The organism is Nocardioides panzhihuensis (genome assembly GCF_013408335.1).
Lineage (GTDB): Bacteria > Actinomycetota > Actinomycetes > Propionibacteriales > Nocardioidaceae > Nocardioides > Nocardioides panzhihuensis.
Genome location: NZ_JACBZR010000001.1, coordinates 6,006,387 through 6,018,568 on the forward strand (window position 1 = coordinate 6,006,387; position 12,182 = coordinate 6,018,568).

The 12,182-nt window shown below is 64.5% G+C and carries 7 protein-coding genes; 5 read left to right on the plus strand and 2 right to left on the minus strand.

What is annotated here, in order from left to right; all coding sequences use genetic code 11:
- The first annotated feature begins 64 nt into the window (after positions 1-64).
- Genes BJ988_RS28455 through BJ988_RS28470 form a run of 4 tightly spaced genes read left to right on the plus strand, consistent with a single transcriptional unit; the run spans position 65 to position 7,389 of the window.
- A complete protein-coding gene (locus BJ988_RS28455; protein ID WP_179661156.1) occupies positions 65-1,570 on the plus strand; it encodes an ATP-binding protein in 1,506 nt (501 codons plus the stop codon).
- 16 nt (positions 1,571-1,586) lie between these two features.
- On the plus strand, positions 1,587-4,379 hold the full coding sequence (locus BJ988_RS28460) for a Z1 domain-containing protein (protein ID WP_179661157.1): 2,793 nt from the start codon (positions 1,587-1,589) through the stop codon (positions 4,377-4,379).
- A complete protein-coding gene (locus tag BJ988_RS28465) occupies positions 4,376-5,389 on the plus strand; it encodes a PD-(D/E)XK motif protein (RefSeq protein ID WP_179661158.1) in 1,014 nt (337 codons plus the stop codon). Before BJ988_RS28460 ends, BJ988_RS28465 begins: the two co-directional genes overlap by 4 nt.
- Positions 5,386-7,389, plus strand: coding sequence for an AIPR family protein (locus BJ988_RS28470; protein WP_179661159.1), 2,004 nt, complete (start codon positions 5,386-5,388; stop codon positions 7,387-7,389). Before BJ988_RS28465 ends, BJ988_RS28470 begins: the two co-directional genes overlap by 4 nt.
- Before the next feature lie 9 nt (positions 7,390-7,398).
- Here the strand turns inward: BJ988_RS28470 and BJ988_RS28475 are convergent, their stop codons facing one another.
- The gene (locus tag BJ988_RS28475) at positions 7,399-9,348 is read right to left on the minus strand and encodes a DNA (cytosine-5-)-methyltransferase (protein ID WP_218861168.1); all 1,950 of its coding nucleotides are present in this window, start codon (positions 9,346-9,348) and stop codon (positions 7,399-7,401) included.
- A gap of 527 nt (positions 9,349-9,875) precedes the next feature.
- On the minus strand, positions 9,876-10,823 hold the full coding sequence (locus BJ988_RS28480) for an HNH endonuclease (RefSeq protein WP_179661160.1): 948 nt from the start codon (positions 10,821-10,823) through the stop codon (positions 9,876-9,878).
- A 185-nt stretch (positions 10,824-11,008) separates the two neighbouring features.
- Here BJ988_RS28480 and BJ988_RS28485 point away from each other — a divergent pair, with 185 nt between their 5' ends.
- Positions 11,009-12,031 (plus strand): LacI family DNA-binding transcriptional regulator, encoded by a 1,023-nt coding sequence (locus BJ988_RS28485; protein WP_179661161.1) that lies wholly within the window; start codon positions 11,009-11,011, stop codon positions 12,029-12,031.
- Positions 12,032-12,182 lie beyond the last annotated feature (151 nt).

Consider the following 12,182-nt stretch of genomic DNA (forward strand, 5'->3'; position numbering starts at 1 on the left):
TGCCCGAGCGACGCTGCGCGCCCGGGACGCAGCTCAAAACGAACTTCGAATGGAGCCGGCCCCGTTGGACTACGAGATCGCGGCACCCGAACCCGCGGGCTTGGTTGCATCCCTCGGGGCCCTCGGTTACTCACTCTCGGACGCGGTCGCGGACCTGGTGGACAACTCGATCTCTGCAGCGGCATCCAGACTGGACGTCGACTTCACCTGGGCCGGGACCGACTCATGGATCGCAGTCTCCGATGACGGTCATGGGATGTCTGCTGATGAGCTCGTGACCGCGATGACCGTGGCCGCGAGGTGGTCGGCTGACCGTGCGACGCGAGACCTCGGTCGTTTCGGCATGGGTCTGAAGTCTGCCTCGTTCTCCCAGAGCGGTCTGTTTACCGTTGTAAGCAGGCGGGCCGACACCGACTGGCAGGTACGCACCTGGGATCGAAGACTGATCGAGGTGACGGGAGAGTGGCGACTGCTTCACTACTGTCCCCCGTCGGCGGTGCCGATTGTCGAGCGCCTTCTCGAGCACTTGGACTACGGCACGGTCGTAGTGTGGCAGCGGCTCCGTGGATACGAGGATGTCGACGCGGAGAACAGACGGGCCCAGATCTCGTTCCACGACGGCGCTGACCGAGTTGCGCGTCATCTCGGCGTGACCTTCGCCCGCTACGTCGAGGACAGTCGGCTGACGCTGTCAGTCAACGGGGAAGCCGTAACCCCGTGGGATCCATTCCTCCTCGAACATCCGTCCACGATCAGCCAGCCACCTGAGGAACTGCCACTTGCAGGGCACCTCGTGGGGATTCGGCCATACGTCCTGCCCTCTCTCCACCGACTCGCGGAAGCCGAGGCGGCAAAGGCCGGCGGCGTCAGGGGCTGGCAACGACAACAGGGCTTTTACGTGTACCGCCGCGACCGCCTGATCTCAGCCGGCAGCTGGCTCGGTCTGCGCGGCCTTCGGACCGAGGAGCGGTTCAACTTGGCCCGGATCGCGATCGACATCCCCGCAGAGACCGACGCGATGTGGCAGGTGGATGTGCGCAAAGCATCAGTCACGGCCCCCGTCCTCCTGCGTCCATCCCTCCTACGGATCGCCACCAACGCCAGGAAAGCTGCGGCAGAGAGCGTCCGGTTCCGGGGGCAACTTGCGAGCCGTGAACACGACACGGGGCTCCATTTCGCCTGGAACATCAAGCGCAAGGCCGGAACTATCTCGTGCTCGATCAACAGGAACCACCCGGTCATCCGCGCGCTCCTAGACGAGTTCAAGGACGACCCGGCCCAGATCAAGGCCGTCCTGCGACTGCTTGAGGAGACGGTCCCCATCGCCGGCCTCCGGGCACTCCACGAGACGGACACCGCAGACGACCCGCAGCCTTTTCACACGATCGACGCCACCAACGACTCAGACGCAGTCGCCCAACAGATCCTGGCGCTCATGATCGCCAGTGGTCGCTCTCGATCCGATGCCCTTGGCGTCCTCCGTCAGATGCAGCCGTTCGACCAGATCGACGGATTCTGGACCGAGGATGTCCCCGACCCAAGCCCCTCCGATTGTCCCGTGCCCAAGTGAGGAGCCGGAATCCCGTATGTCCGAAGCAGACGAGGCGCTGCGCGCCGTAGTGACGCTCGCCGTCCAGCTCCTGCCCCAGCAGCAGCATCCCACCGCCGACCAACTCGACAAGGTGCTTGCGGTCGCGCTGGAGATGGCCCCCAGACTGGGGCACGACGGGGTTGATCGCGACGAGGCGCGACGCTGGCTTGAGTCCAGAGTGAGCGTGACCCAGGACGACTCGGTCGGCATGGTGAGCGACAAGGATCACCTGGAGTGGCTTCGTGCGGCGAAGGAACAGCGGGAGTGGCCGTTCTGGGAACGATACGAGCGCTACCTGCTGAACGTGAAGGGCCGCTCGATCCCGGTGGTCAACACCCTGGGTCGCTCCACCGACGCCGTTTTCGGCGAACTCGAGGACCCCCTGCGGCCTGGCAAGTGGCAGCGGCGTGGCCTGGTGCTCGGCCAGGTCCAGTCGGGCAAGACCGGACACTTCGTCGGACTCGCCGCCAAGGCTGCCGACGCCGGATACAGGCTCATCATCGTCCTCGCGGGCATGCTCGATGACCTCAGAGCGCAGACCCAGGCTCGCCTCGACGAGGACCTTCTCGGGTTCGACACCCAGTACCAGCTCCGGTCCGCTGAGTCCCGTAGCACGATCGGAGTGGGTACCCTGGTTGGCTCCAAGCGTCTGCCGATCGCCTCGCTCACCACCAGTGCGCAGAGCGGCGACTTCAAGAAGAGCGCCGCCTCGCGGGCGAACATTCCGATCGGTGAGTCGCCGGTCATCCTGGTGATCAAGAAGCATCCGCGGATCATCGACTATGTCCGCACGTGGATGACCGAGGTGAACGGCACCGAAGACCCGGAGACCGGCGAGCGGATCGTAAAGGGCGTGCCGCTGTTCCTCATCGACGACGAGGCGGACAACGCGTCGATCAACCTGAACGACACAGGGGAGGACCCGAGCAAGATCAACGGTGCGATCCGAAACCTCCTCGCCGCCTTCGAGCGCTCGTCATATGTCGGGTACACGGCCACGCCGTTCGCCAACATCTACATCGACCCTGACGCTGACCACGCCAAGTTCGGGGCCGATCTGTTTCCTGCCAGCTTTATCCACTCGCTACGGGCACCGTCCAACTATCTCGGGCCTGAGCGGCTCTTCGGCCTGTCCTCGAGCTCTGAGGACGATGAGGACGAGGTCAAGCCCCTTCCCCTAGTCCGCCATGTCGACGACGCACAGAGCTGGGTGCCGCCGAAGCACCGCTCGACCTTCACGATCACCGAGGGCATGCCGTCGAGCCTGGAGACCGCGATCAACGGCTTCGTGCTCGTGTGCGCCGCTCGCCGCGCCCGCGGGCAGGTGGCCGTCCACAACTCGATGCTCGTGCACGTCACACGCTTCACCAATGTGCAGCAACAGGTCTCGGACCAAGTCGACGAGTACCTGTACGTCCTGCGACAGGAGCTCGCAGAGAGGTTCGGTGGACGCGTGGCTGTCCGGGAGGCCGAATTGCAGGCGCTCTGGGAGAAGGATTTCGAATCGACGACGGGCCAGTTCCCGGCGGACGAGGCCCAGCGACTGCCCTGGCACGAGGTCCGTGACCACATCCTCCCTGCCCTGAAGCGTATCCACGTCAAGCAGGTCAATGGGGCCGCCAAGGACGTCCTCGACTACTACGAAAACCGCGCGGACGGCCTGTCGGTCATCGCCGTCGGCGGACAGAAGCTCTCACGTGGCCTCACCCTTGAGGGCCTCTCCGTGAGCTACTACCTGCGGTTCTCGAACACCTACGACACCCTGCTCCAGATGGGCCGTTGGTTCGGCTATCGTCCCGGTTACGAGGACCTCTGCCGGCTGTGGATGACCCCTCAATTGGAGGCCGCGTACCGCGAGATCACCCGTGCCACCGATGAACTGCGCCGCGACATCGAGGAGATGTCGGTCCTTGGCATGACACCGGAGAACTATGGCCTGAAGGTTCAGACGTCGAGCATGGGGCTGTCGGTGACTGCGGCGAACAAGAGCCGACAGGGCACCAGGGTTCGGGTGTCCTACCAGGGCGAGCTCGCCGAGACCACGATCTTCCCGTTGCGGGGTGGGGTGCCTCGCAGCAACTTCGAGTCCCTCGAGGCGTTCGTCAAGGAACTCGACGGCGCGCACATCGCCGACTCGAACACCACTGCAGGAGTCACGTGGCGTGGTGTGTCGGCTGAGGAGGTCGCGGCCGGGTTCTTCGACCGCTATCGGACCGCGCGCGAGGCGACGCGCGTCAAACCCGACCTGATCGCAAAGTACATCAGGTCCCGGGCCGCCCGAGGTGAGCTCGGCGACTGGACCGTCCGACTGGTGTCGCAGCAGAACGGCACGGACCCCATCGACATCGTCACTCGGCAGGTGGCCGTGGTGACCCGGCGTCGTCTTGAGGACGACCCTCTCACCAAGGACAGCACCAGGAAGACGATCAAGCGCATCCTCAGCCCGGCGCACGAGGCGATCGACCTCACCGAGCGCCAGAGGGAACTCGCCCTGGAGTTCACCAAGAAGGCGGCCGAGGGCAAGGTCGGCAGGAACGGCCAACCGCTCGATCCGAAGATCCCCACCGGCGCACCACTGCGGCAGCGTCGAAACCCCGACCAGGCACTGCTGCTCATCTATCCCATCGACCGACCAGAGGGTATCGGGCTGGACGACGTCCCATTCCTGGTCGGGTTCGCCGCGAGCTTCCCGCGCTCGTCGTACGACGAGGGCGTCGAGTACATGGTCAACTCGACCTGGCTCGATGATGACGATGACCTGTTCGATCAGGAGGAGCCGGAGGCATGATCAACGAGGACCTCTGGTCGGAGCTCGAATCGTCGTGCGAGCCGCCGGTGCACGGACGGATCCAGCGGCGGATCCACCCCGAGTCGCCCAACGACATCCTCGCGGCGATGTCGTACCCCGGCCGTCAACGCATGCTGGTCGTCAGCGCCCCCTCATCCCTGTTTCCGAATGCGGTTCGGTTGTTGAGGGACCTCCGGGAGGTTCGCGGCCTGGCCGTCGACGTGGAGGTCGTCGACCGGTCTCGGTCCGAGCTCCGGATCGCGGTCACCTCGCGTGACCTGGAGTCGGTGTTCACCCCACTCGCTCGTGACATCGCCGACGCCGTGGCGGCCTCACCAAGCGACGGGGTCATCCTCGAGACCGTCCAGCGGTATGCGCACTGGCAGGAGCTCCTGCGGTCGGTTGGGTCAGACGGCCTCGGCCTGGAGACCCGGCGCGGTCTATTCGGGGAACTCCACGTGTTGCGCGAGCACTTGCTGCCCAACATGACATCAGCCCTCGATGCGGTGCGGGCCTGGACGGGCCCTACCGGGACGGACCAAGACTTCCAGCTCCCGAGCTGCGCGGTCGAGGTCAAGACCACCAAGCGGCGTTCTCCGGCCACCGTGACGATCACGAGCGAGAGGCAGTTGGAGGACTACGGGGCGGGTGACCTCTTCCTGACGGCGATCGTCGTCGATGAACGGCGCGGTGGCACCGGCGTCAGCCTGCCATCGATGGTCGGTGACATCCGTGAGTCGCTCAGTGACAGCCGCGCACGCGCCGAACTCGACCTCAATCTCGCCAGATACGGCTACTTCGACCACGACGTCGCCCGCTACGACGAGCCGCGCTACACCGTGGTGACCGACGAGGTCTGGAGGGTTACCAATGATTTCCCGAGACTCACGACAGCGATACTGCCGCCCGGAGTCCACAGGTGCACCTATGAGATCTCTGCTGACTTCCTGACACAGTTCGCGATGACCAGGGATGCCTTCACCGCCGCCCTGAGAAGGTGCCACCAGTGACTATCGACCAACTCGACGCGTACGCCGAACGCCTCGGCCGCGAGGTCCTCGAAAAGGTTGAGGCCGAGGGCGGGGCGTTGCGCGACGCCTTTGCCGCCCGCGTTCTCGACATGCTTGAGGAAGGCGGTTACATCGCCAATCACACTATCGCCTGGTACGACTCACGCCGTGGCACGAGACTCCACGGCTTTGGGTACGCCGACGACAACACCGTCCTCGAGCTGTATACGACGATCTTCGAGTACGAACGCCCCACCCTCAACAAGACCGAGATCGAGCGGACCCTCCGCCAGGCCGTCGCATTCCTGGGCCAGATCGACTCGATCAGAGCGGCAAGTGATCCACACACCGCGATCCACCAGATGTGCGACGGGGTTCAGCGGATCCTCCGCAATCCCGACGGCGTCGACAAGATCAAGGTCTTCCTCCTAACCAACCGTCAGAGCGGCGCTCGATCGATGTCGACTGGAGGCGACTTCGAGGGCATCCCGATCGAGTACCACCTCTGGGACCTGCCGAAGCTCGAACGACAGGAGTCCTCCGGTGACCTCGGTGAGCCCATCACCGTCGAGTTCGACCCGCCACTGCGATGCCTGTCGGCGCAAACTGGCGACTCACACTCGGTCGTGCTCGCCGTCGTACCCGGCCGCAGGCTGGCCGAGCTCTATGACGAGTACCGGACGCGGCTGCTCCAGCTCAATGTGCGTGCTTTCCTCCAGGTGAGGGGCAAGGTCAACAAAGGCATCCGCGTTACCGCGCTCGACGAGCCGGAGTGGTTCCTGGCGTACAACAACGGCATCACGGCGACCGCGTCCGAGGCCGACTTCATCCACGACGATGCCGGCGTGAGGGTCGCGATCCGCAGTCTCACCGGCGTGCAGATCGTCAACGGCGGTCAGACGACGGCCACGCTGCATCACGTCTTCAAGCGGGACAAGAGCGAGCTCGCCGGCATCGACGTGCAGATGAAGCTCACCCTGGTCGACCCGGACGCGCTGGACACGGTCGTCCCGCGTATCTCGGAGTACTCCAACAGCCAAAACAAGGTCGGACAGGTCGATTTCTCCTCAAACGACCGCTTCCACGTCGACTTCGAGAAGGTGAGCCGTACCGTCTGGGCTCCACCCCATCCCGGAGCTCTTCATCAGACGCGGTGGTTCTACGTCCGGACTCGGGGCTCCTACGAGGCTGAGCTCGACAAGCATCTCACCACCGCGACGAGGAAGCGGTTCCGCGAACAGAACCCGAAGAACCAGGCGTTCACGAAGACCGACCTGGCGAAGTACGTCAACGCCTGGTCGGGGCTGCCGCATCTCGTCAGCAGGGGTGCGCAGAAGAACTTTGCGGAGTTCCAGGCGAGGATCACCGAGCAGGCTCCACGAATCGACGACGTCTACTGCAGGCGCGTGGTCGCCCTCAAGATCCTCTTCCACGCCGTCGACGGTGTCGCACGTGAACTGGGAGCCGGGAGCAACAAGTCTGCCATCACGGCCTACACCTTCGCACTTCTCTGCCGTGCCACCGATCACCGTATCGACCTCGACCGCATCTGGCGTGAGCAGCGCATCACCGATGTCTTGCGCGACTCGATCACCGAACTCTGCGGACGGGTCATGAAGGTGGTGATCAGGGAGGGCGTTCACGTGATCGAGTGGGCGAAGAAGGAGGACTGTTGGACAGAGGTCTCCCAGATCGTCTGGGATACACCCGAGTCCCTGGGCTCCGAACTGCGTTCCACCTCGCTGGAACTCAACCGCAGCGACGTGGCCGCGTTCGAGGAGCAGACGAGTCGATTCAACGAGATCGACCCCGAGACCTGGGACGCCGTGCTCGAGTGGGCACAGGAGGCGGGCCGTCTGGAACCGCACGAGCAGCAAACCGTCGCAGCGGCCCGGACCGCGGTGGATCTCGGCGAGCCCCTCGCGCCGGCCAAACTGCGGCGGGTCCTCGACGTCTACGAACGAGCGCTGGAGGCCGGCTTCGCGGTCTCCGTCGAGTGACTGCTTCTCCTACAAGACGGACAGAAGTGTGCCGTCCGCGGCCTCGCGGCGAAGATCAGTGCCGTCCTGTGGTTCTCGGCACACGTTTGCCAGGGGACACTCTGCGCAGTTCGGATCCTCTGCGGTGCACAGCGTCCGGCCGATGACCTGAACCGCGGCGAGGCGCAGCGAAGCGTCCTCTTCCGCTCCCACCAGCCTCGACAGGTCTACGCGGCCCGTGGTCTGGCGGTTGGTTCGATCCGACTCGCTTCCAGCGACTCGGGCAGCGACCCGCAGGGTCGCCTGGTTCAGCACGAGCAGGTCGTCTTGGCCGAGCAACATCGTGAACACAGCCTCCTGCGCCGGCGCGAGTTCAAGAAGGCGCGCCAACTCGGCTCGCCGCTTCACGTTCCAGATGCCGGGGACGTCGATGGCCTGCGTCAAACGGCCCAGCCGCTTGTACGCGGACCGGGTCGGTGCCTTGTGGAGGAGGTCGAGGTACCGGCCGGGGGTGATCCTCTTCCAACCCCTCACGAACTCCGCGATGCTAGCCAGGTCCAACTCCCGGGTGCCTGCGAGCAGTGCGACGACGGCCGCTTGCACCGGGCCCATCTCTGGTGCGGGGTAGCTGTACCACTTCTCGCCATCCCTATTAGCCCTCGCCCATTCGGCGAGCTCCTCCCTGACTTGGACCCACAGGGGTTCGACTCCGGGGACGTCATCCGACTCGAGGGGCTTGAGGGCGCTCGCCGCCGCACGGCCAAGTTGAGGCGGAACGGCATTGCCGATCTGACGGAATGCGTCGCTTCGTGTGCCGGCGAACCGGAAGCGGTCGGGGAAGGTCTGGACCCGGGCTGCCTCACGTACTGTGAGGGTCCGTGGCTCCTCGGGGTGGATGTACCAGTAGCCGTCCTTTGCGATATGCGCGGTGATGGTTCGGCTCAAGTCGCCATATCCAAGGCGCTTGTATTTATCGGTGAAGCTGTCGGCCCGATAGCGACGCTCGCTCTCGTCGAGGTCGCTGTAGAGCGTTGTGGAGGTCATGCGGTTGAAGGTCGCGTAGTCGTCCTCCCTGACCGCTCGGGTCATATGGTCGTGAACGACGCCGGGCTCGGCGCCATCACGCATCTCCTGCGCGAGCTCCGACAGATCCTGTGACTCGTCGTAGGTCAACTCACGGTCGCCGATCAGTTCCCTCGGGCCGAAGTTGAATCCCGGGAGATCCGCGATCGCGTCTCGGAGCGTCGGCTGCGGACACTTCTCATCGGGCCAATCGAAGAAGTCTATGTCATTGCGGGCCAGCAGGATCAGGCGCTTGCGGTGCTGAGGGACACCGAAGTCGGAGGCGCTTGCGAGCCTGACCTCGGTGGCGTAGCCCATCTTCTCCAGCTTGTCCTGCAAGATCCTGATGACCGCGAAGTCATCGGCAAGCCCCATGTCCGGCACGTTCTCCATCAGCACGGCACGGGGGCGCACCCTCGTCACGATGTCGAGGTAGGCCCGCCAGAGCTCCTTGCGGAGGTCATCAGGGTCGCGACCGTGGTTCAAGACGAGATCCCTGATTTTGTTGCGACCCGCCCGGCTGAAGGGCTGGCAGGGAGGACCGCCGGCGATCAGATCTATCTTGGCGTCCGAGAGGACCTGCACAAGGTGATCCCGTACCTCAACCTCAGCGAGGTCGAGTCTCAGGCTTAGGCCCGGAAAGTTGCTGGCATGGGTCTCGACCGCGCGTTCGTCGAAGTCCACTCCCGCGGCGATCGTCCAACCGGCGTCCTGGATACCGAGACTCAGTCCGCCGGCACCGGTGAACAAATCGACTGCTAGACGTTCGCCATCATGACGAGCGAGCCAGTCACCGAAGGTCTCGATCGTGCAGTGGTCATCGTTCAGAGGAAGTTGCAGACGGTCCGACTTCCGCAATGGAACCCCGTACCCGCCAGCCGCCACAATTGTCTCCTTGTTCTTTCCCGCTTCGAGCACCAGGAGATCACGTCGCCATGTTGTATGGCAATGACTCCTGAGCAGAACACGACAGAGGCGGCGCAACAAGACCCGCTCTCGCGAACCGGCTCGCCTGAGTGTCAAACCCTAGCGCTCGGAGCGACATTGAGGGCATTCTTGGGTTGCGCTTCGCAATCATTGTCACCGCGATCGCCGAAGGGCCTAGATCCAGACTTCCTGTCGAACACATGTTCAATTGTAGGGGATTTTGTGGCCGCCCGGGAGGTTGTGATGTGAGAGTGTTGCCCGATCTGTGACAGGGGTTAGGGGCCGCCTGGATGACGGTTGGGTCATGGTGGTGTAGTCGACCGAGGTCGATCCGCCGAGTCTGGTATTGGCGTCGCCGGTGGTGGTGGGTCCGCTCGATCAGGTCACGATCGCGATCCGGAGCTCGAGATGGCCAATGTCTGCGATCGAGGACGTCTGAGCAAGGAGAAGAACGACGGCCACATCCTCGGCGGCTGGTTCGGCAGAGCAAGTTGTGCGGCATGGATCCGTCGTGCGGCTCAACTGGCCCGATGCTCAGCCCAATGCCGCGCGAGCCACTCGACCTGCTGGCTGTGGAGCTGGACGCGCAGCTGCCGGTCGTGGAGGGCGGCGTACTGGGGATATGCCTCCAGCTGGTCCGAGACGTCGATGTTGAGGCTGCTCGGGTCGACCGCGAGTGAGCCGTCATCGAAGAGACGATGGACGTCCCGTCGGAGCATGAGGCCGCCGTGTTCGTGGTGAACACCAAGGTCGGCGTAGCTGTACAGATGTCCCGCCTCGAGCACCTTGCCGGGTGCGTCTCCGGTGAAGGCGCAGACTTCGCCCATCGAGTTGAGGAGATGCTCGCGAAACTTCCGCTGCCCCCTGCGAACCCGAACGATCTCCAATAGGTGACCTTGGGGAAAGAACAGGTCAGGGGTCCGATGTGCGACTCGGTCGATGGCGCGCTCGGCCCCGCGGGCCCTGAGCGCGTCCTGAAAAGCGTCCCAGCGAAGCTCTCGCATGCTGAGCTGACTGTCAGGGGAGGCGCAGAGTTTCCGGAGTTGCTCGCGCGGTAGCACGTTTTCGAGCGGGGTCCATGCTGCGTCGTGGCGGGATCGATACTCCGTGACGGTGATCTTCTCCGACGTAGGGAGGTCGAACTCGTGAGCGCACTGGGAACACTTGTAGAGCGGGCTCTTCGTCTTCCGTGCCTTGATCCCGGACTTCCCACAGTTCGGGCACTTGTAACGTAACTTGTCTTTGACCTCGGTCTCGATGGTCTCGATCACCGAGAGGCCGAGAAGACGATGCTTGTCCCAGAGTGCGACCGGGTCGCCGACCTTGATTCTGGCGTGGTTCGGAACGGTGCTGTCCCACGTGTAGTAGACGTCTGCTTGGTCGTCGTACCCCGAGTTGCCGCCGTGCTGTCGGTCATCGCCGACTGCCATGAGGAGCCACGCCGAGACATCCGGAATGTCGACCATGCTCGCCGCCGATCGATGTGTAGTTAGAGGTGATGGATCAAGCTTGGCACAGGACTTCACCGTGCGCGGGGGGACCGGTCAATCGGCAGGTTCGGAATGATCTGACGATTGAACGCTGGCGTCACGAGGCTTCGCCCTTTCTCGCTGGTCACGCCATCGGCACAGCAGTCCCATACGCTGACCTCATGACCAGGGGGCCGCGCCGGGCGACGGTGAAGGATGTTGCGGCGCTTGCGGGGGTGTCGCCGAAGACGGTGTCGAACGTGATGACCGGGACGGTGTTCGTACGTCCCGACACCCGCGAGAAGGTGCTGGCGGCGGTGGAGGAGCTGCGGTTCGTACCGAACCTGAGCGCCCGGAGCCTGCGCAACGGGAGGACCGGGGTGATCGCGCTGGCGCTGCCGGATCTGGCGACGGCGTTCTCGGCGGACATGGTGCACCGGGTGGTGCAGGTGGCGCACGAGCGGGGGATGGTGGTGCTGATCGAGGAGACGGCGGCGGAGCCGCAGCGGGAGTATGACCTCGTCTCCCGGGCCCGCGAGCATCAGATCGACGGGTTGATCCTCAATCCGATCCGCCTCAAGGACAGCATCATCGTCCACGATGACCAGCTGCCTCCGGTGGTGCTCATCGGGGAGGTCGAGCAGCACAAGGTCGATCGGGTGCTGATCGACAGCCGGCAGGCCGGGTACGAGGTGACGGCTCACCTGCTCGAGCGGGGCGCGAAGCGCGTGGCGGCCGTGGGTGGGGAGACGGGGGCCGCGGACGCGACGGCGACCAGCATCCAGCGGCTCGACGGGTATAACCGCGCGCTGCGCGACCACGGGATCGCGCCGGACCCGGCGCTGGAGGTGTACGTCGAGGAGTGGTCGATGGTGGGTGGCGCGGAGGCGGCCGAGGAGCTGCTGGGCCGGGATACCGGCTTCGACGCGATCATGGCGTTCACCGACTCGATCGCCTTCGGCGCGATGCACGTGCTCCAGGAGCACGGGCTGTCGGTGCCCGGCGATGTCCTGATCAGTGGGTTCGACGACGTCGAGCACGCCCGCTTCATGAACCCGTCGCTGACCACCGTCGCCCTGGACCGTCGTGCGTTCGCCGAGGCTGCGGTCGACCTGCTGATGACCCGGATCGAGGACCGGGCGACTCCGCCTCGCGCGGTCGCGATCCCTCACGAGCTCGTGATCCGGGGGAGTACGACGCGGTAGCGGTCCGAGCGGCAGCACGGAGAGTAAATCTTGGTGGGAAGCCTCTTGTCAGGCTCATTACATCGATGTAAAAGTGTGCGGTGTAATCCACGTCACACCGAAGACGACTGTGTTGGTCTCGACACGCCTTCGCCTAGCGGCTCCGGCGGCT